At 57.9% G+C, this 21292-nt stretch carries 18 protein-coding genes; 9 read left to right on the top strand and 9 right to left on the bottom strand.

The genetic code is table 11. From position 1 onward, the window contains the following. Positions 1-193: 193 nt before the first annotated feature. The 7 genes from ACQQZ8_RS13090 (at position 194) to ACQQZ8_RS13060 (ending at position 7402) form a co-directional block, all read left to right on the top strand. Entirely contained in the window at positions 194-1249 is a 1056-nt protein-coding gene (locus ACQQZ8_RS13090; protein WP_431710240.1) for a LacI family DNA-binding transcriptional regulator, read from the top strand. Next, positions 1246-2760: a sugar ABC transporter ATP-binding protein gene (locus ACQQZ8_RS13085; RefSeq protein ID WP_431710239.1), complete on the top strand. Its 1515-nt coding sequence runs from the start codon at positions 1246-1248 to the stop codon at positions 2758-2760. Before ACQQZ8_RS13090 ends, ACQQZ8_RS13085 begins: the two co-directional genes overlap by 4 nt. Next, positions 2760-3725, top strand: coding sequence for an ABC transporter permease (locus ACQQZ8_RS13080; RefSeq protein ID WP_431710238.1), 966 nt, complete (start codon positions 2760-2762; stop codon positions 3723-3725). The genes ACQQZ8_RS13085 and ACQQZ8_RS13080 overlap by 1 nt, the downstream gene beginning before the upstream one ends. Positions 3726-3790: 65 nt before the next feature. Then, positions 3791-4726 carry a substrate-binding domain-containing protein gene (locus tag ACQQZ8_RS13075; protein WP_431710237.1) on the top strand — a complete coding sequence of 312 codons (936 nt, stop codon included), beginning with the start codon at positions 3791-3793 and terminating at the stop codon, positions 4724-4726. 47 nt (positions 4727-4773) lie between these two features. Then, the gene (locus ACQQZ8_RS13070; protein WP_431710236.1) at positions 4774-5697 is read left to right on the top strand and encodes a ribokinase; all 924 of its coding nucleotides are present in this window, start codon (positions 4774-4776) and stop codon (positions 5695-5697) included. A gap of 35 nt (positions 5698-5732) precedes the next feature. Then, a complete protein-coding gene (gene rbsD / locus ACQQZ8_RS13065) occupies positions 5733-6116 on the top strand; it encodes a D-ribose pyranase (RefSeq protein ID WP_431710235.1) in 384 nt (127 codons plus the stop codon). A 482-nt stretch (positions 6117-6598) separates the two neighbouring features. After that, on the top strand, positions 6599-7402 hold the full coding sequence (locus ACQQZ8_RS13060; RefSeq protein WP_431710234.1) for an oxygenase MpaB family protein: 804 nt from the start codon (positions 6599-6601) through the stop codon (positions 7400-7402). An 11-nt stretch (positions 7403-7413) separates the two neighbouring features. Here the strand turns inward: ACQQZ8_RS13060 and ACQQZ8_RS13055 are convergent, their stop codons facing one another. From ACQQZ8_RS13055 to hutH, 3 genes are all read right to left on the bottom strand, one after another. After that, positions 7414-7926 (bottom strand): DUF6328 family protein, encoded by a 513-nt coding sequence (locus ACQQZ8_RS13055; protein WP_431710233.1) that lies wholly within the window; start codon positions 7924-7926, stop codon positions 7414-7416. A gap of 86 nt (positions 7927-8012) precedes the next feature. Continuing rightward, the gene (gene panD, locus ACQQZ8_RS13050; RefSeq protein ID WP_431710232.1) at positions 8013-8435 is read right to left on the bottom strand and encodes an aspartate 1-decarboxylase; all 423 of its coding nucleotides are present in this window, start codon (positions 8433-8435) and stop codon (positions 8013-8015) included. 162 nt (positions 8436-8597) lie between these two features. Next, positions 8598-10151, bottom strand: coding sequence for a histidine ammonia-lyase (hutH, locus tag ACQQZ8_RS13045; RefSeq protein WP_431710231.1), 1554 nt, complete (start codon positions 10149-10151; stop codon positions 8598-8600). A 357-nt stretch (positions 10152-10508) separates the two neighbouring features. Here hutH and ACQQZ8_RS13040 point away from each other — a divergent pair, with 357 nt between their 5' ends. Then, positions 10509-13247: an aminotransferase class I/II-fold pyridoxal phosphate-dependent enzyme gene (locus ACQQZ8_RS13040; RefSeq protein ID WP_431710230.1), complete on the top strand. Its 2739-nt coding sequence runs from the start codon at positions 10509-10511 to the stop codon at positions 13245-13247. Between the two features lie 59 nt (positions 13248-13306). On the opposite strand, the gene ACQQZ8_RS13035 is transcribed toward ACQQZ8_RS13040, so the two are convergent. The 6 genes from ACQQZ8_RS13035 to ACQQZ8_RS13010 form a co-directional block, all read right to left on the bottom strand. Further along, on the bottom strand, positions 13307-14245 hold the full coding sequence (locus tag ACQQZ8_RS13035; protein WP_431710229.1) for a sensor histidine kinase: 939 nt from the start codon (positions 14243-14245) through the stop codon (positions 13307-13309). Further along, positions 14238-14969, bottom strand: coding sequence for a response regulator transcription factor (locus tag ACQQZ8_RS13030; protein WP_431710228.1), 732 nt, complete (start codon positions 14967-14969; stop codon positions 14238-14240). The genes ACQQZ8_RS13035 and ACQQZ8_RS13030 overlap by 8 nt, the downstream gene beginning before the upstream one ends. Positions 14970-15053: 84 nt before the next feature. Beyond that, positions 15054-15671, bottom strand: a complete 618-nt coding sequence (locus ACQQZ8_RS13025; RefSeq protein ID WP_431710227.1) for a DUF3060 domain-containing protein — start codon at positions 15669-15671, stop codon at positions 15054-15056. Between the two features lie 263 nt (positions 15672-15934). After that, entirely contained in the window at positions 15935-16087 is a 153-nt protein-coding gene (locus tag ACQQZ8_RS13020; protein ID WP_431710226.1) for a hypothetical protein, read from the bottom strand. 463 nt (positions 16088-16550) lie between these two features. Further along, positions 16551-17330, bottom strand: coding sequence for an IclR family transcriptional regulator (locus ACQQZ8_RS13015; RefSeq protein ID WP_431710225.1), 780 nt, complete (start codon positions 17328-17330; stop codon positions 16551-16553). Positions 17331-17359: 29 nt separating this feature from the next. Continuing rightward, positions 17360-18274: a PfkB family carbohydrate kinase gene (locus ACQQZ8_RS13010; RefSeq protein WP_431710224.1), complete on the bottom strand. Its 915-nt coding sequence runs from the start codon at positions 18272-18274 to the stop codon at positions 17360-17362. Positions 18275-18430: 156 nt separating this feature from the next. Here ACQQZ8_RS13010 and ACQQZ8_RS13005 point away from each other — a divergent pair, with 156 nt between their 5' ends. Beyond that, positions 18431-21259: a hypothetical protein gene (locus ACQQZ8_RS13005; RefSeq protein ID WP_431710223.1), complete on the top strand. Its 2829-nt coding sequence runs from the start codon at positions 18431-18433 to the stop codon at positions 21257-21259. Positions 21260-21292 lie beyond the last annotated feature (33 nt).

Below are 21292 nucleotides of genomic sequence, written 5' to 3'. Positions count from 1 at the left end.
GTTCTCGAACTTCTGGTGTCCTACTGAAAGATGACCAGTCTGCGGGAATCCTCAGAGTGAGTAATCGCAGGCTCGGGAGTCGGCCGGGGTGTTTCTAGCTGATGGTTTGACATCGCCCAGTTGTTAGGGAAGACTGTGAAATCGATTCCATGGAATCGATTTCATGAGGTAGGCAAAGGAGCTTATTCGCATCATGCAGGCAGTCACCATCAAGGATGTGGCACGCGCGGCCGGTGTTTCATCGGCCACTGCTTCGCGTGTGCTCTCCGGCAATCCTGCAACCTCCACCGAATCCCGCGCCAAGGTTGAAGCGGCCGCCGCGAAATTGGGTTTTCTACCCAACGCTCAGGCCCGCTCCCTGCGCTCGACCAAAACCGATTCCATCGCGCTGCTGATTTCCGATGTGCGTAACCCCTACTTCTCCGACTTAGCTCATGCCGTGGAGCAGCACGCCCGCTCGCTGGGCCTAGTCACTTTCATCGGCAACGCCGATGAGGACATCGCGCAGCAGGACGACTTTTTGGCCGCGATGCTTTCGCGTCGAGTTGATGGCCTGCTGATCGTCCCGCAAGGATTGGGTGAGGATAGCAACAAACCCAGCGACATGTTGCAACGAGTAATCGACAGCCCCATTCCCACGGTCTTTGTGGACCGTACCGTGGCCAATGCCGGTATCCCCAGTGTCACGGCACGCAGCGATGAAGCGATGATCCACGCCGTGGCGGACCTCAAAGCTAAAGGTCACGAGCGAATCGCCTTCCTCGGCGGACCGAAGCACGCCTCCACCGCCAGCGAGCGTCAGCTGGCCTTTGCCGCGGCATTACGTCAAGCCGGACTACGCATCGACCCGCAGCTACATTTCACCGGAGACTTCAAGCGCAGCTCCGGACGTGCTGGTGCCCAGTGGTTTAGCGGCCACCTGCAGCACCCCACGGCAGTGATCATCGCCGATGCGCCGATGGCTCTGGGCGCGATCTCCTACTGGCAAGAAACCGGGGCACGGATTGGCGAGGAATTCTCCGTGATCAGCTTCGATGAAGTGGACGCGTTGCTGCTGCACGAACCACCCATCGCGACCATCAGTCACGATCTAGAACAGATGGGGAGAGCCGCCCTCAACGCCCTGACCGCATTGATGCGCTCCGAAGATACTGCGGCAGTGCAACTGACCAGCCATTACAGTCCCCGAGCTTCGGTGGACACCGCCCCCAGATTGAACCTGACAACGGAAAGGAACCCACGCCCATGAGCCAGGATGCTCTGCTGGTTCTGGACAAGGTCTGCAAGTCATTCGGCCCCGTCCAGGTCATCGACGAGGTCACCGTCGAGGTGCACGCGGGGAAGGTCTCGGTGCTCTTAGGTGAAAACGGTGCCGGTAAATCCACGCTGATTAAGATGATTGCCGGGGTGCACAGCCCAGACTCCGGGCGAATCATCTTAGACGGTCAGGAGGTGAAGATCCCAGACACCAAGGCCTCCGAAGCCCTGGGAATCGCCACCATTCACCAGGAACTCAACCTGGTTCCTTCGATGACTATTGCCGAGAACATCACCTTGGGCCGCGTGCCACGAAAATTCGGCATCATTAACCGCCGAGCCATGCGCAAAATCGCCCGTCAGGCACTGGATACGCTAGGCCTAGACCTTGACGTGGACACCAAGGTGGGGGATCTTGGTCTGGCCATGCAACAGCTAATCGAGATTGCCAAGGCACTATCGCTTGATGCTCGCGTGTTAATTCTCGATGAACCGACCGCGGCACTGACCGGCGCTGAAATTGCGCAGCTTTTTGAAGTGGTCCGATCGTTGAAGGTTAAGGGTGTGGGGATGGTTTTCATCAGCCACCACCTAGACGAAATCGCCGAAATCGGCGACTTCGTCAACGTGCTGCGTGATGGCAAGTTTATCGCCACCGTCCCGGCCGACACCGCCGAAAACGAACTGGTACGACTCATGGTCGGGCGCGAGATCTCCCAACAATTCCCGCGTGTTCGCGCCACCGTACGTGAAACTCCGCTGCTGCAGATTCAGGGCCTCAACAGCTCTGCGCTCAAGGACGTGAGCCTCACGGTTCGTCCCGGTGAAGTGGTGGCATTGGCCGGGTTGATGGGCGCCGGGCGCACCGAACTGATCCGCGCTATTGCGGGAGCCGACGCCTACGACTCGGGCAAGGTGTTAGTCAACGGCAAATCGTTGGCACGACACGATGTTGCCGCCGCCACCCGCGCAGGTGTCGGGCATGTACCGGAAGAACGTAAAACTCAAGGGTTAGTGCTGGATGCTTCGGTGGCCGAGAACATTGGTTACGCCACCATGGCCAGCACCGCCAAGATCGGTCTGGTTGATCGCAAGGGTCAACATGAACGGGCCGAAGCAATCGCCAAGAGACTGCGGATCCGGATGGGGTCCATCGACCAACCAATCCGTTCGCTGTCCGGGGGTAACCAGCAAAAGGCGGTCTTTGGTCGGTGGTTCACTGCCGGCTCCAAAGTGCTGCTGCTGGATGAACCAACCCGCGGCGTGGACGTGGGAGCCAAGGTAGAAATTTACGAACTGATCAACGAGATCACCGCATCCGGCGGGTGCGTACTGATGGCTTCCAGCGAACTACCCGAAGTATTGGGAATGAGCGACCGCGTTGTGGTGATGAGCCAGGGTCGGATCGCCGGGGAAATGGCCACCGAAACGGCCTCACAGGACTCGATCATGGCTTTGGCCGTGAGCAATGTGCATCGTGAAGAGGAAATGGGAACTAACTAATGAACACCACAGCCACCAAGCCCAAGGGCTTTGATCTCAAGGCCTTTCTGGCTAACAACGGCGCACTGGTCGGACTGGTCATTCTCTGCCTGGCCATGTTCATCGCCACCCCACGCTTCCTCACCGTGCCGAACTTGATTAACGTCGGTATTCAGGTCTCCACCATCGCCGTGATGGCCTTCGGATTGACCTTTGTCATTGTTGCCGCTGGCATTGACCTGTCCGTGGGTTCGGTCGCCGCGCTTTCGGCAATGACCTCTTCCTACTGGGTGACAACCGCGAATCTGCCCGACGGCTTGGCAATCGTGATTGGCCTGCTGGTTGGAGCCCTCTGCGGTTGGGTTACCGGTGCAATGAGCGCCTACGGTAAATTACCGACATTTATCGCCTCACTGGCGATGCTCACCATAGTGCGCGGACTGACTCTGGTGATCTCCGATGGCCGACCAATCGCTACCGGTGACTCGGTGTCCTGGCTGGGTTCCGACATCGGCTTCATGCCAGTGCCAATCTTGATTCTCATTGCTTCGGCCCTGATCGCCGGTTTCGTGCTGAACTACACCGTCATCGGTAAGAATGCTTTTGCGGTGGGCGGCAACACCGAAGCGGCGCGTCTCTCTGGGATCCCGGTCAAGCGCGTGCTGGTCACCGTCTTCGTGATCTCCGGTATTTTCGCGGCCCTCTCGGGCATGATTTTGGCCGGTCGCCTGGACTCGGCGCAGCCCACGCTGGCCAGTGGCTATGAGCTGGACGCTATTGCCGCGGTAGTGATCGGTGGTTCCTCGCTAGCCGGTGGTGTAGGGCGTATTTCCGGCACCCTGATCGGCGCACTGGTTCTGGCCGTCATCCGTAACGGTCTCAACCTGCTCTCGGTCTCCGCATTCTGGCAGCAGGTCGTGATCGGTTTGGTGATCGCGATCGCCGTCGGCTTTGACGTGATCCGCCGCAAGAACGTGCGCCACTAAATAACCGCGCAGTCTTCCGCCAAGTTTTTTATCCCCGCATCGAACAACGTTCAAAGGAGAACCCCATGAAGAATATTGCACGCAAGGCAACCGCCCTATCTCTCGGCCTTGGTTTGGTGCTAGGCATGACCGCCTGCAACCGTGGCGATGTGGCCGCCGAAGGGTCGAAAGCCACCTTGGCCGTGTCGACCCTGAACAACCCATTCTTCGTTGACCTGCGTGATGGTGCCGAAGAAGAAGCACAGAAGCTTGGTTTGGAACTTAGCGTTGTTGATGCGCAGAACGATTCGGCCACCCAGGCCAACCAGCTGGCCACGGCAGCGACCGACGGCTCGGCCGGCGTGATCATTAACGCTGTCGACTCCGACGCTGCCGCCGCTGGCCTCGCTCCGGTACTTGCAGCCGACCTGCCAATCGTTGCCGTTGACCGCACCGTCGGTGAGGCCGAGGTCGCCTCCTTCATTGCCAGCGACAACGTTGCCGGTGGTGAACAGGCTGCGAAGGCTTTGGCCGAGGAGCTTGGTGGCAAGGGCAAGATCATCGTTTTGGAGGGCGTGCCAGGGGCCTCCTCCACCAATGAGCGTGGCGAGGGCTTCGACAAGGGTCTGGCGCAGTTCCCTGAAATCGAGGTTGTCTCCTCGCAGCCAGCAGACTACGACCGCGCCAAGGCACTGGACGTTGCTACCAACTTGCTGCAGGGTAACCCGGACGTGGTGGGCGTTCTAGCCATGAACGACGAGATGGCACTGGGTGCGATCCAAGCACTGGGTGCTAAGGCTGGCACCGATGTTACGGTTGTTGGCTTCGACGGCACCGAAGATGGCTTCGCCGCAGTTGAAGCAGGCACCTTGCTGGCCACCATCGCGCAGAACCCCACCGAGCTTGGCCGCCAGTCGGTCCAGGTCATCAGCAAGGTTCTTGCCGGTGAAACCGTGGAAGCCGAGATCGCGGTAGCCGTGGATACCGTCACCGAAGAGAACATCGCGGACTTCGCGAAGTAAAAAACCCTTCGCTTACCCATCGCACCAACGAACCAAGGAACATGAACATGGCCGAAGACCAGCAAATTCAGGTCACCGTGGTCGGCTCGAGCAATGTGGACATCACCGCGTTGATGAACCGACTGCCCGGGCCGGGAGAGACCGTGCTGGCTGACTCCTATCAGCTCACCCCCGGCGGTAAGGGGGCCAATCAGGCCCTCGCTGCCCAGTTGGCTGGTGCCCAAACAGAGTTCATTGGTGCGGTGGGAGAAGACGAACACTCAGCGATTGCGCTGGGTCAGATGGAAACTGCCGGGGTGCAGCTGGGGCGGGTGATCCGCAGCCAGGAACCTACCGGGGTGGCTATTATTAGCGTGGACTCCCACGCAGAAAATTCTATTGCCGTGGTTTCCGGTGCCAATGCCAGCGTTGATGCCGCTGCCGTGCGAAACGCCGGAGAATTACACGGGGTGCTGGTGCTGCAGGGCGAAATTCCTGCGGCCGGGATCACCGCGGCTATCGCCGCCGCAAAGGATCGGGTCGTACTGAACCTTGCCCCGGTCATCACCTTGCAGCGCGGGGATTTCCTGGCCGCCAATCCGCTGGTCGTCAACGAACACGAGGCTTTTGAAGCGCTTAAGCAGTTGGATGCGGCTGCGGCCGAGGGGTTGGAGGAAAATTACGAGCAGCTAGCCCGGCAACTGCTAGCTCAAGGGATCGGTTCGGTGGTCATCACTCTCGGCGGGGCTGGATGCTTGGTGGCTGAGATGGATGCCGCAGGACAAGCCCAGTTGAGCCAAGTGGCCGCCATGAAGGTCAACGCGGTCGACACCACCGGCGCCGGCGACGCCTTCACCGGTGCGCTGGCCGCCCATCTGGCCGCGGGTGAAACCCTGAGTGAAGCAGCGGACTTTGCCAACCGTTTCGCTGCCTATACTGTGCAACACCCTGGAGCGCAGGCATCCTATCCTCGAGACCTCTCCCAGCTCTGAAGCTCGTAGCCCGCGCGGCCCAAGAAAGATAAACAATGCTGAACACCCCGATCCTCAACGCCCCCTTGCTTGCCGCCTTGGCTACCTTGGGCCACACCGATACTGTGGTGGTCGCCGACTGTGGCCTGCCGATTCCGGCGGACGCCACCGTGGTGGACCTTGCCTTGGTGCGCGGCCGGTTGAGCTTCGCCGAAGTGCTGCAGGTACTGTGTCAGAACATGGTTTTCGAAGCGAGCACCCTGGCTAGCGAGTCCCTCGATGGTCCGGTGCCTGCCTTGGTGCAAGGCTATGGACTGACCCCAGAATATGTCAGTCACGAAGAACTCAAAGCCATGCAACCAGCGGCCAAACTCATTATCCGGACCGGGGATACCACCCCGTACGCCAACATTGTGTTGCACTGCGGGGTTGCTTTCTAAGCAGGTTCATCGGCTTCTCACCCTAGCGGTGAGGATCAAGTATGAGCCAGAGCGGGTCTTGTCTGAAGGGAATCCTGAGTTGGATTCGCTGCAGACAAGGCCCGCTTTAGTCTTCTGTGGCAACTTCCCGCACGGTGATGTGCTGCCGAGACTTCACCTGAACGAGAAATGAGCTCGCCGCCCTTCGTATCCAAAATTTATATAGTACAAACTGTCAACCGGCAGTTAGCGGTGAAACGATCTCAACGAGGCGGTGCTCAACCGTGAATGAATCTTGGATACAGGCCCTCGCAAAGGGCACTTTGCCTAAGTACAGGAACCTTTCGACGAATGGTTTGCGTGAGCCGATCAGGATAAGCATTCCAATGAGTTACTCCGGGAACTGACGAACGATCCGTTACCTCACGGATGAACTCTGAGGGGGTCGGCGCAGCGGTATCCTTTGTCACCGCGCACCAAGGATGCTCACGTACGCTGGCGTTATGGATGCTGAAATGGGCACAGGAATGTTGGCAAGTATTGCCCCCGAAGCAAGTCTGCTGTTGGGCGCTGGCCGTGCGATCCTGCTGCAATTAGCCGATCCACGCATCGGTATCGCCGTAGTTCGGCACTCGAATTTCGTGGACAACCCCATGTCAAGACTGCATAATACGCTCGCCTACGTTTACGCGTTGGGTGCGGGTAATGCCGCACAACGCGCGGTGGTGATCGATTACGTGAATAAAGCGCACAAACCTGTGCACGCCCCGCGAGATGACATCGCCGGTACGCCCGCCTACTCTGCGCGCGATCCGAAGCTGCAACTCTGGGTGGCGGCCACACTCTACGAATCAGCGGATGTGGTTGCACAACAAACCCTGCCACGCCTCACCCAGGTGGAGCAGGATGAGCTATACCGGGAATATGTGTGTTTAGGTCAGGCGCTGCAAATGCCCGATTCCATGTGGCCTGCGGATCGGGCAGCCTTTCGCAACTACTTTGAACGTTCCATCAAGGAATTGCAGGTGGGCCCGGAGGTCAGCGAAGCGGCCGAGCAGCTCTTTCGCGGTCACAATACCCCATGGTGGGTCCGCATCTTCTTGCCCTTAGCCAAAGATTTGACCATCGCTTTACTGCCACAACGGGTGCGCGAACTGTACGGGTATCAGCTCACGACCCGGGTGCGTGTGACCGCTACGGTGATACTTAAACTGGTAGGGGGTGCGAATCGGATTCTGCCGAAGTTCGTGCGTCACGCACCCATGAGATGGTCTTTGCGCCGGATCGATGGCGGGGCCTTGGGGTGAAGGGAACCCGATCAAGTGGACTGATCTGTATTCGAGTCCTCAGAACCATTGACGCGTAGCTCGCGGCGTGGCGTGATAATCCGTGGCAAGCCGACCAACAGAAAAAGCGCCACGAGCATCAGCGGGCCGCCGATGAAGAGCCCCATCTGCCATCCCAATAAGACCTGCAAAACAAACCAGACACATCCGGTGACCAGCAGACCCACGCCGACCGCCACCACTTTAGCCACAATATGGCCCAAATGAACGGTGGTCGCCTTAACCCGCTGGCCGAAAAAGTGCCGATGGACCGCAACCGGCACGATCAACAGGACGATGAGCAACACTGCGGCGATCAACAGGATGAGATAAAAGATCTGTTCGCGCTCTTCAACGATTTCGAATCGAGATTGAAAAGGGAGAATGATCAGAAAAGCGGCCAAAATCTGAATGCCGGTCTGCATCACCCGCATTTCCTGAAGCAGCTCATTCCATTGCCGGTGCGGTGCCTGTGGGCTGTCATCCGGTTGCTGTTTATCACTCATCAAATGCCCCCTGCGATCTGGTGAGCTGAATCCTATCTCAGTGTGACGGAGCTTTGCTGGATGCCAGCTACTGATCTCGTGGTCGGTTAGACCCCGGAGACCTGCGCGAACGGTGGGGTTTGCACACCCTCAGCCACCGCTACGGCCGGATCATCACCCAGATGAATGATCTGGTTGTGCTCATTAACATGCACGACCGCAGGGGAGTAGCTGCGCGCTTCGGCATCTTCCATCTGCGCATAGCTGATGATGATCACGGTATCCCCAGGATGCACCAGATGCGCCGCGGCTCCGTTGATCCCGATGACGCCACTACCGGGTTCGCCAGCAATGGTGTAGGTTTCCAGCCTTGCCCCGTTGGTTACGTCCACGATGCTCACCAATTCGCCGGGCAAAATATCCGAAGCCGCAAGCAGGTCGGAGTCGATCGTCACTGAACCGACGTAATGCAGGTCGGCCTGGGTTACCGTGGCCCGATGAATCTTGGACTTGAACATAGTGCGTTGCATGGGGAAGTACCTTCAAGCTCAGGGAAAGATTTTTCGTTCCCTCCAGTTTAGACCCCCGCACTGGACAAGAGCTGAACTTGTGCCTGATCTGACGGCGCAGCACCCCCATTTGCCTATCCGTCACCCACCTAGGCGACGGATAGGATTAGCAACAGTCACGGATTATGCGGTGCTTCGAACCCTTCGCAACACCTGGTTGATTTCTCCACTAGCAAGTAGTTGATTTACCGCCTCTAGATCTGCCGAGAGGAATCGGTCCGGCCCTGGCCCCGCGACCTTGCTGCGCAAGAGTTCCAGAACCGCACTGGTGACCGGCCCGGGCATCAAGGGCCGACGAAGATCTAATGCCCGGCCGGCAACAGCCAACTCGATTGCCAGAACACGACGCAAGTTATCGACCGCGGTACGCAACTTGCGCGCTGCATGCCAGCCTAGCGAAACATGGTCTTCCTGCATGGCCGAGGAAGGAATTGAGTCCGCGCTCGCTGGAACGGCCAGACGCTTATTTTCAGCGACCAGAGCTGCCTGTGTGTATTGCGCGATCATCATTCCCGAATCAACGCCGGGATCATCAGCCAAAAACGCGGGCAAACCGCGAGAACGTACAGGGTCTAGCATCCGGTCGGTGCGACGCTCGGCGATCGAACTTAGGTCTGCCACGGCGATAGCCAAGAAATCCAGCACATAAGCCACCGGTGCGCCGTGGAAGTTCCCGTTCGAACTCACGCTCCCATCGGGCAGCACCACCGGGTTATCGATAGCTGCGGCTAATTCTCTGCTCGCTACAGTTCGGGCATGAGCCATAGTGTCACGCAGTGCGCCGGTCACCTGCGGCGAGCAACGTAAGGAATACGCGTCCTGGACTCTTCCGTCGTTTTCCCGGTGGGACTGCACAATTGGCGAACTTGCCAGCGCCGCGAACATATTGGCGGCGCTGGTTTCCTGCCCCGGGTGCGGACGTAACGGTGCATGTAATTCCGGACGAAAGACCTGATCGGTTCCCAGCTGTGCCTCTACGCTCATCGCTGCACTCAGATCGGCGGTATCGGCCAGATCTTCGAGGTCGGCCAGCGCCATGAGCAGCATGCCCAACATGCCGTCGGTGCCATTAATGAGGGCCAGACCCTCCTTTTCCGCTAACTCCACCGGTGTTAGCCCGGCTTCCGCGAATAATTCCGGGACGGGGCGAACCCGCCCTTCGCGGTCAGCTGCTTCCCCCTCGCCCATGAGCACAAGCGCACAATGGGACAGTGGGGCAAGGTCGCCGGAGCAACCCAAAGAACCGTATTCACGCACGAGTGGCGTAATTCCGTGATTGAGCAATCCCACCATGGTTTCGAGTACCACCGGTCGCACCCCGGTGCGACCGGTGGCTAGCGTCTTGGCGCGGAGGAACATCAAAGCTCGCACCACTTCTTGCTCTACCGGCTGACCCATCCCTGCGGCATGGGATCGAATCAGCGAACGTTGAAGTTTGGTCCGATCAGCGAAGGGGATATGCCGAGTGGCCAAGGCGCCAAACCCGGTGGACACCCCATAAACCGGAGTGTCGCTGCTTGCCAAAGCATCGATCTGTGAGCGAACCCGGGAAAGCTCGGCGAGGACCTCGGGGGAGATCTCAATGCGTGCATTGTGACGCGCCACCCGTAGCACGTCTTGGGCAGTGCTTCCGGATAAACCCAAGGTCACTACGTCGTTCACCAGATTTGTATCCACTTCTCACCTCGGTTGCGATGACATCTAAAAGGACTTATCACCCATCATTGGCTACTTTGGAAGAGGTAGGGTTCTGAAATCAGGCACACTGTCCGATATTTCGGACAACCGATCAGGGTCTTGGGGGAGTGAAAACAGGGGGATCGGCGTTCATGAGTAGTTCATCCGAGGCGAAGCCTTTGCCAAGGGCCGGCGAGGCCGATGCCGGGCGGCGAGCAATTCCGGGGTAACTTAGCGCGCTAATAACCAATTCCAAGTGAAGTTCGCATATTCTTCGTACACTGGGGGTCAAAGGGGACGCCAGGAACTGAAATTTGCGGTAAACGAGCATCAAAATCGAGAGAAAGACCGACGACCGTGGATACTGGGATAGCCAACCACACCGTAAACGCAACGGGTACACCTGAAAGCGCTTGGCGCCGACGCAAGGACGCGTGGGAGCACCTGGGATACATTCTGGGTGAAGTGGTCCGCCATAAAGAGCAGAAGACGGACCCGGATCGACTGGTCGCTGAGGCGCGACGACTTATTGTGTTGATCGCCGCTATCGAACCGTACTGGGCAACGCCAGGAATCAGCTATTTCAATGACATGGTCGCCGCATTGGAAAAGGATGACTATCCAACCGCTCTAGAAAAGGTGTATTTGGTCAATAAGACCTTCCGTTCGCAAACCCAATACATCGAACCTGAGAACAATAATTTGTTGGAAGAGGACGAACAGCAAACTAAGCGTACCGACTCCACCGAACGTTTCACCCCGGTGGTGGAAGTCTTGATGGTTGATAACGGTCGGGTGGAAGAAATCGAAGGTTTCAAGCAAGAGATGCTTGACCAACGGCGTAGCTCGGACAAGTTTCAGTACAACTTTGTGGTTGTTCCGAGCGTCGAAGATGCCCTCGTTGCATTGATGATCAACCCCACGATTCAGACTTGCGTACTCACTCCACGCTTCGAAATTAACACCAAACGATTGCTCAGTAGCGCACTTCACGGATACGTTCGCCGGCAGACCCAAGGGCTGTTCACCAGTTCCAAGCAGATGGATCTGCTCATCGATCTTGAAGGCATTATCAGCAAACTGCGTCCCGAGGTCGCCGTCTATCTCGTCGCGGGTGTGGCTCTGGAATCACTGGCCCGCGAAATGACGGGGCGATTCCGTCGGATCTTCTCCCGTAACGACGGAATGGATCTGCATCTATCGATTATCAACGAGATCCTGTCGCGCTACGAGACTCCTTTCTTCAATGCCTTGCAGAACTATGCGCGTCGTCCCGCCGGCGTATTTCACGCCATGCCGATCTCACGTGCCGGATCGGTACAAAATTCCCCGTGGGCCCGAGACCTCGTGGATTTTTACGGCATTAACTTACTGTTGGCAGAAACCTCGGCAACCTCCGGTGGCCTAGATTCGCTATTGGACCCGCATGGATCGATCCGTGAAGCCCATGAGCTGGCTTCACGAGCCTTTGGATCGCACCGCACCTACTTCGTCACCAACGGGACCTCGACCGCGAACAAGATCGTTCACCAGTCAATTCTGGCCCCGGGCGATATTGTCCTCGTGGACAGGAATTGCCACAAGTCGCATCACTATTCACTGGTCTTGGCCGGTGCACATGTGAAATATCTTGAGGCCTACCCGCTTCAGGAGCATTCCATGTACGGTGCGGTGCCGCTGTCGGAGATCAAGGCTGAACTGTTGAGGTTGCGTCGCGCAGGTTTGCTGGACAAGGTCAAAATGATCACGCTAACCAACTGCACCTTTGACGGGATTATCTACGACCCGCGGCGGGTCATGGAAGAATGCTTGGCGATCAAACCGGATTTAGTCTTCCTCTGGGATGAGGCATGGTACGCCTTTGCCGGGTTCCATCCGATTTACCGGAAACGCACCGGCATGTCCGCCGCACGCACCATCGAAGACATGATGGGCACCAAGGAATTTCGGGAACGCTACGCGCAGCAGACCTCGGCCCTGCCCGAACCAGGAACCACCGAGGATCCGTCAAACGATGAGAAGTGGCTCCACACCCGACTAATCCCCGATCCGGATCGGACCCGGTTACGTATCTATTCCACCCAGTCCACGCACAAGACGCTGACGTCATTGCGGCAGGGATCGATGATCCACATTTACGATCAGGATTACGTGGCACGAAACGCCAATTCGTTCCGCGAAGCCTACATGACTCACACCTCGACTTCACCGAATTACCAGATTTTAGCGTCCTTGGACATCGGGCGACGGCAAGCCGAGCTCGAAGGCTACGCACTGGTACAACGCCAGGTTGATTTGGCGTTATCCGTCTCTAAGGCGATTGCTCGGCACAAGCTGTTACGCAAATACTTCCGTGTGCTCAACAGCCAAGATCTAATTCCGGGCCAATACCGGCAGTCTTCGAATGTGAACCCGGTGCGTGACGGGCTAGCAGCCTGGGATGAAGCCTGGGAAACCGATGAATTCGTAGTTGATCCAAGCCGACTGACCTTGGACATCAGCCGCACCGGCGTGGATGGGGACACCTTCAAGCACACCTATTTGATGGATGGGCACGCCATCCAGGTGAATAAAACCAGCCGCACCAGCGTGCTGTTGATGACCAACATTGGCACTAACCGCAGCGCCGTCTCCTACCTGATCGAAGTATTGATCAAGATCGCCAACGATTTGGAACATCGCAGACGCTTGGACGGCCGCTCGGTGGAGCACTTGAAGGAATCTTTGGCGTTGAAGGTGCCATTGCCGAACTTCAGCTATTTCGCGAAGGCCTTTGATGGTGGTGCGCAAAGTGGCGATATGCGCCGTGCCTACTACCTCACCTACAAGGACCCGGCAACGACCTTCATGCTCTCTAAACAAGTTCGGGAACGGATGAGCGCGGGAGAGGAAGTTGTTTCTGCGGCCTTCGTGACTCCCTATCCTCCCGGGTTCCCGGTCTTGGTTCCCGGTCAGGTGGTGTCCGCCCAGATTCTGGATTACATGGATGTCCTTGATACTCGAGAAATTCACGGGTACCACCGGGAATACGGCTATCAGGTGTTTACCACCGAAGCGCTCGCCGAATTAGAAGCCAAGGACCGCCAGCAGAAGTAAAAAACGTGTTCCGCTCCCGACTTGCCACCGGCTACATCTCCGTTGGCAGGTCGGAAGTTTTAATCCGTGGGAACTAACGGTAGGCGGATCGACACCGAGGTGCCGTGTCCGTCACGTGAGCGAAGATTGAATGAACCTCCGTGGCGTGAAACGATGACCCGGACGAGGGCCAAACCAATCCCGGATCCTGGCTTATCGCGCGCGTTGGAACCGCGGGCGAGTTCTTCCAGCACCAGCTCCTGTTCGGCTTGGGGGATGCCGCGACCGGTATCGGCGATATCGATGATCACCCAGCCGTCGAGTTCCTGCGCGGTGATTTCGATGCTGTCCTGCGGCTCGGAGTACTTAATCGCGTTGCTCACCAGATTCTGCAGGCTCAATCGCAGAAGGTCCGGGTCGCCTTTGATCAGGGGGAGTGGCCAAGGAGCCTTGGGCAGATGTAAGGAAATTTTCCGCTGTTCGGCTTCGGCACCTAATGGGCCTTCGGCGGTGTCGTCCAAAACATCGCGCAGCAAGGACTCTAGATCTACCTCGATACGTTCAAGCTGAGCGATTTCTAACTCGGCTAAACCACGCAGGTCACCGACCAACCGGGACAATCTGCGGGTCTGGGTGGCGACGCTTTCCCAGCTTTGAGAATCCGGCATCCCATTCTCGCTGCCGCTGACCACCGTTTCAAGGACGGTCAGCGGGTTCTTGAGTTCATGATCCAACCGGCGCAGCAGCCGACGCCGTGCCTGGTCGTTCTCTTCGCGTAGTTGGGTCTGCAGCCGATGAGCCGCACGCTGCAGCTTCCGATACTGAACGAGCAGGGTGAGCACCAGCAATAAACCGAAGGCGGCTAGCAGTACTGGTGCTAGCCATAACGACAGTTGCACCGCCAAGCGTAGCTGCGGAGCGAGGAAGAACGCCACGGCCGCTGCCATGACGGCCAGCAGCGGTAGCAGCCACAGGAGCCGACGCAGGTTGCGCACGGTGCGCTGCGAAATCTCAGCCACGACGCACCTTCCCCGCGAACCGATAACCCTGACCGGCCACGGTTTGAATGAGGGTCGGTGCCGCCGCATCGTCGCCAAAGGCTTTGCGGATTTCAGCAATTCGGTGATCTACCGCTCTGGTCGAGACGGAGAATTCGAATCCCCACAGAGTTTGCAGTAAACGTTCCCGGCTGTGAACCTCTTCGGGACGCGTCATCAGATACTCCAGCAAGGTCAGCGCTTTGGGCGTCAACGTGATCTCGGTGTCCGAGTTCCAGACCCGACGTGCGGAGCGATCCAAGGTGAGGGTTCCTGAACCGTGGTCGGCGAGCACTACCTCGGCCGTATGCAATGTCTGGGTCGCGGATTGGATGCGGCGCAGCACCGCCCGTATCCGGGACAGTAATTCTTGGGGCGCAAATGGTTTATTTAGATAGTCATCGGCACCCTCGTCGAGGGCCGCTGAGCGCTCATCGGCCTCACCGACAACGGTCAACAGGATTACTGGCGTCCAATCATTGCGCTGGCGCAGCGTACGTAACAACGCTCGACCATCCAGGAACGGCATCATCACATCGGAGACGATCACCTGTACCGGGTGTTCTTCGAGAATTTTCAGCGCGGCAGCTCCATCGGAAGCGGTGAGCACCTCCAATCCACTGCGCCGCAGATACCCGCCCAGCGTGGAAAGGATGTCTTGTTCATCGTCGACTAAGAGCACCGAAGCGGTGGTGGAAACAGTCATCTTCTGCTGTTCCTTCAACTGGCTTCGCCCAGCGAAAGACGCTGAGGTCTTCCGCCGGGCGAAGTGGATGAAAATGTGATGAGACTAGAGGTTCAGGTCAGCGGATAACAGCGCGTCATGGCGCAGGACGTTATCCGAACCCTTATCGTCCACATCAGGGTCATCCTCATGGACCGGGTTCCACGAGACGATGTTCTGCGAACCAGTGACATCAACATCATCCAGATCCTGAACGGCAATCATGTTGTTGTTGCCGCGAACCGTTAAGTCATCAACCTCAACGATGGCGATGGTGAGGTTATTGCCGGTAACCAGCACATCATCACAATCTCCAGTGATGCTAATGACAATGTCACTATCCGAAATTGTGAGGTCATCGGCGTCATCACGACCGTTGGCGTCATCATCGTCAAGGCATTCAAGTGTCTTGTCGGCGGCATCGGCGATGCTGGCGAAAATAGAATCAAAATTCGCCGCGCTACTTGGTTGCGCCGATGGGCTGGACTGGGTGGTTGGCGAAGGGCTAGCTGCGGCAGATTGCGTCGTTGGCGCCACCGATTCGGTACTGGGGCTGTTTTCAACGGCGGAGGGTGTCGGGGCCCCGTCCTCGGGCTGGACCGTGACGCAGCCGCTCAAACCCAATGAAGCGAACAGCGCCACGGCAAGGCTGAGACCAGCGGTGCGTAGGGTGGTTTTTTCCATGAGAGTACTCCTTCTAAGCAAGGGCGGAGAACCCGCCAATCTGAGCTAGTACTACCGAGCCTAGGTGGTGATCTTCCCCTAGTGGTCGCATTGCTGTTTCAAGTTTGTCTCAGTTCTGCGACACGGTGTCTGGACCGCCTCGCAGATTTTCAAAGTGCGCAAGTGAAACGCACAAGGCAGGGTGCCAGCCTTGCGTTCAAGCTGGCACCCTGCCTGGTAAAGAGATTGCGTCATGTTCGGTCACCGCGGGGTAACCAATGCGCTTATTGCTGCTCGCTGGAGGTCGCGGCACCCTCTTCGGTTGCACCGCCTTCGGCGGACCAGTCGTGACCGGGTTCATCGGAAAGCTTCGGATCCGAAATTGGGTCCTGGTGTTCCTGCGGTTTGTCCTGCTCTGGAATCTGCTTGTCGCCCATAGGAATTTACTGCCTTTCTCTGCGAAATGTGGTGGCCGGAAATACTGCGAGCTTAGCGTTCTGGTGCGGTATCCGGTTCTGGAGGTAGTGGCGGCGCCGTGGGGTCTAGCGGCGGTTGGGTTGGGCCGGTTGGGTCAGTGACCGGTCCGGGAGGAGCTGTCGGATCGCTCGGCGGCGTGGTGGGTCCCGTGGGATCATCTGGGTTGATTGGTGGATCGGTGGGATGACGGTTGCTCATCGGATACCTCCTGCAATCTTCACATCGTTTACGCGCCACCGGATGGGACGCTTCGAGTTCCCTCACGCTACCGAGCGGACAAGTTATGCCCAAACGCTTGAGCCATTTCCAAGGAAATTGCCAGCCAGATCTAGCTCAGTGCCCAGCAGCCAAGCACCCGCCAAGGACACCGTCGAAGCACCACACTAAGTGATCGTCGTGGTACGCGATTGCCAAAGTTCGTCCTTAGCGACGTCCGTGGAAGCGTTCAGAAAGTAAGTGTGCGGTCTCTCGTAACGGCCCGAGAATTTTCTCGTGCCGCTCACGCTCAGCAGCACCGGAACTATCGGCCAAAAAAGTCACCGCCAAAGCGGCCACCGGCCAATTCGAGGAATCCAAGATGGCGATGGCCAAGGAATGAAAATCTGCGGTGACATCCCCCTGCTCAATGGCATAACCGCGTTCTTCGGCGAGCAGGAGTTCCCGACGCAATGAGGCGTAGTCGCTAATTGTCGCTTCGTTAGAGCCGCGGCTAATGAAGTCACTGGCCCGGGGGTAGAGGGCCCGAACCTGTGATTTGGGAAGTTTAGAAAGGATCGCACGCCCCGAAGCTGTGAGATGCGAGGGGAGTCGAACGCCCACATCGGTCACCAACGAGGGGCGTGATTTTGCCCGTTCCTCCACGATATACAGTACATCGGCACCGTGCAGCACCGCCAAATGTGCGCATTCGCCGACCTGATCGACCAGCTGCGCCACCAAAGGTGCACCCAGCCGGGCCAACGGTTCTTGTCGGGTATAGGCGCTGGAGAGTTCAAAGGCGGATAACCCTAGCCCGTAGGCCTGCTCCTTCGGGTAGTGAATGGCAAACCCCTGATCCACCATTTCGGTGAGTAACTGGTAGACACTGGAGCGCGGCAATTGCAGCAAGGTAGCAATCATGGCGGCCGGGGTGGGAGATTTCCTGCTCGCCAATAACTTCAGCACACGTAGCGTATTGCGTGCCGCCGGTGTTTTTGTCACCATCGGAGCCTTTCCTCACGACGCCCGGACAATTATTCCCGGGCTGCTAATAAGGCGGAGAGTTCTTTGGCTGACGGGGGATTCGCGCCGGAACGTGAAACGCTCAGCGACGCACTGCCCAACGCACACCGGAGTGCTTGGTCGACCGCTACCGGGTCAAGTTCCCCCGAGTATGGTTCGGTGAGCTGTCCGGCTAGGGAAGAGCTCAGCACACCGTGAAGCAACCCGGACATGAACGCGGCTCCGGCACCGACCGTGTCCACCACATCGGTAACCAGTGCCGGCTGGGCGTAAGAATCGGTCGTGGTTTGCGCAATACACCCCATCGCACCACGGGTGAGTACCACCAATCGGGGGCCGAGCGACAACACATGGTCTAGCACCTCAGCCGGATCCCACTGGGGGTAAAGCCACGCCGCATCTGATTCACTGAGCTTGACCACCTGGGCCAGACTCATCAGCTTCTGAACTCGGGCGAAGACAGCGTCCCGATCCGCTGCTAATTCGGGGCGAATATTCGGATCATAAGTGCGGATCAGGCTGGCCGGTGAATTTTCGAAAGCCGCCAAAACCTTGGACCCACCCGGCTCCAGCCAGGCACCGATGGAACCGGTATGCAGCAGATCAGTTCCCGGGGCCACCACATCATCGGGCAAATCCCAGGTGATGTTGAAACGGTAACTTGCCCGGCGTTGCGCATCCAGCTTCACTTGGGCCTGGTTGGTGGCGATCAATCGTTGGGTGCCGTCGGCTAAATGCACCCCGGCCCGGTTCAGATGTTCAGCAATGAGGGCACCGTGTTCGTCAAGACCGAACTCGGTATGAAATATGACGTGATGTTCCAGCCGTGCCAGACCGACTGCAACATTTAATGGGGAACCGCCCGGGAACGGCTTACGATCAACTACATCGACTAAGGATTCGCCAATCACAGAAATACGAGCCATAACTGCATCCTATGTGGCAAAGCCGGTTAGGAACACCGGTAACGGAACGCGCGGAAATACTACGTCTGGACCGTGGCGCTGGACACATGCGCCACGTACGCCAAATATGCTAGTCAGAACACGTCGCCACGTGGGGTAAGGGAAAGGGGCCAACCGATGACCGAACACCATATCGACGAACTGCTTCAACGTTGCTCTCACCTGCCCTATGGGCCAGCGCTCAACGAACTTTTGGATCAGGCTCTGGAGCTGGCCGAAGAAGCTCATGACCTGATAGCCGAATACCGGGTCCGGTTACTCCAAGCAGATGCTTGCGCCATGAGTGGCGATAGTACCGGGCTTCTCGGAAACTTCCGCTGGTGCCTAGATCGTTACGATCAAGACCCTGTGGCATTCCCCTCCGATCCGGGTGATGGGGCCGACTTATTATGGCAGTACAAATGGATGGCCTCCCTGCTCAGCGCGGACCCGCAAATTCCGGCTCCCGAAATTCACGAACTTCTGCAGGAGATGAGTAGCCACTATGCGCGGGCAGGACTAAGCCAAGGCGCGGTGCTAACCTCACGGTTCGAGGTGGCTTGTGCCAATGGTTGGATGGATCTGGCTCAGCGCACTTATGACGAACTAGCGGCTGAAGATCAAGATGCCTACGCCCATTGCGAGGCTTGCATCCTGTCCTTGAAGATGTCCTACTTGCTGGCTACCGGAGAACCCGACGCGGCCATCGGATTGCTCGATACCTTACTAGACAACGAATTTAGCTGCGGGCAAGAACCCGCGCAGGCCATCGCCATCGGCTTATTGCCGATGTTGCGTGCCGGACGTTTACCGGAAACCAAGGCATTGCATGTGCGCAGCTATCAGGCAGCCCGGAAGGAACCCGATAACCTCGGGTTGGTAGCACACCACTTGCAGTATTTGGTGGCCACCGGAAACCTCACTCGGGCTTTACAGATCGCTGAACGGCATCTTCCGTGGCTGGCCCATGACCCCATGGCTCAGCGCGAACACTTGGCATTCCTCGCCGCGCTGGGATTGCTCTGCGACCAGTTGTCCGCAGCCGGGCTCAGCGAGCTGCCGGTACGCGGCACTAACGCCGGCGAAGTGCGGGAATTCTTTGGCCAACACGATCACGAACTTCGAGTTGACACACTGGGCCCACGGGCTTGGGCGGCCGCCCACGAGCTGGCCTCACGTTTCGACACCCGCAACGGTAACCAGTGGGCCACGAACCGCACTCACGCGGTAGCTGACATCGGCCTGGAGCACTGGGACTTGGCCTGGGAAGATGATGCGTGGCTGGATCCTGTCTCGCCGGTACCTGCTGCATCCAACGCGGCCGAGTATCTGCGTCGTGCGCGCGAGTACACCGCCTGCAACAAAGCAGAGCTGGCGCTCGGAGAAGTCAAAGCTGGCCTAGAACTACCGTGCGCGGCAGATATTACAGCTGGACTAGAACAACTAGCGATGATCCTGCATCTAGGATTCGAAAACGACAGTGTGGCCGAAGTGCACCTGAGCAGTTACCTCAGTACCTTGGAGCGTGCGGGCTACCACGAATTGGCCAGCATGCTGGGCGACTACGGGGTATCAATGCACCGCGACGCAAGCGCCGAGCAGCTCAGTGCCTTGTTACACGCACATTCCGCGGGGCACGAGGATCTGATAACGCGGGTGTACATCGATACCTGGTTAGCTCACGCTCAGCTGCGCCACGATCAATTCGATGCGGCCCGCGAATCCGCTGCATCGGCCGAACAGCATGTGGCGAGACTGCTTAGCGATTATCCGGGCGATGACATTCGGGATTCGTTGCTACACAATCTCTACTCCATCCGGATCATCTTGGCCTCCAGCGACGGGGCAATGAAAGAGCTGGAAGCGCTGGTTCACTCATGGCGCCAGTTCACTCCTACGGATAACTCATTAGCGCAAGTACACTTTTTCTTAGCTCAGCTGGCCGTCGATGATTCTGCGTACGAAACCGGGTTGGAATATGCCCAACGCGCTTTGGCCGTCTTTGCCGGCTATCAAGACCGGGAACGCGCAATCCGCGCCGCAGATTTCAGCGCTTCCCTGTTTCTCGGGATGGATCAGCCCGAGCGAGCCATCGAAGGGTTGCGTTTCGGATTGCATCAAGCCCAACTGGCCGAAAGCAGCCAACGAGTTGCCCTGCTCTTTCGTTTGGCACAGACACATGTAGATTTGGGCGAAGCCTATGAGGCAATCGACTATCTGGATCAAGCCTTGGAAGATTCCACACCGAGCCTCTCCGCGGCGGAGCAAGGAGAAATCCATGATCTGCTGGCCGAGGCCTACGGGCTCAGCGAACAGTTTGAGCCGGCCGCCGAGAATTGGGAAAAGTCCCTTGAACTTTTCGCGGCCGCCGGAAACCCCCTGCGTGAACTGCAATGCGCAGAAAAACTGGTCAATATCTATTTGGTCTCCGGAAACTTTGCCGAAGCCCAAATGCTTGCCGAACGACTTATCCCCCTGGCCGAAAAACTTGCTGAGGAACAGGGCATCCACCCCATGCTCAACGCACTCATGTTGCTAGCCACCGTCCAAGAAACTACGGGATCGGGAGACGCCGCCACCAGCTTCAGCCAGGCGGCTGAGCTTGCCGCGCAACACGACCAAAAGCAGCTTCATGGCCAAATTCTGGTCAAGTACGCTCAGTGGCACGGGGCCAATGAACGATTCCAAGACGCGGTGGCTCTGATGCTGCAGGCCGCGAACCTCTTTGAAACGGTGCACCAAGAATCCAACGCCGCCCAAGGGATAGGGGCAGCAGCCAGTTACTTGGCTCTGGCCGAGCGTCATGAGGAGGCTATGCTACTCTTCGAACAATCATTGGACTTACAGATCGAAGATCCCTTGGCCGAACGCACCTTGCGGCTCAGACTAGCCGATTCATTGGATCGGCTCGACAAACCCGATGAGGCCGACAAACAGCGCCAATGGGCTGAAGAGTTGGCGAACTAGGCGCAGCCATCGGTAGAGTCGGGCAGTTGCGCG

Origin of the sequence: Glutamicibacter uratoxydans (genome assembly GCF_050753455.1) — a bacterium.
Classification (GTDB): Bacteria; Actinomycetota; Actinomycetes; order Actinomycetales; family Micrococcaceae; genus Glutamicibacter; species Glutamicibacter uratoxydans_A.
Note: the sequence above shows the minus strand (reverse complement) of the source record. Positions and strands in the feature narration are given on the sequence as shown.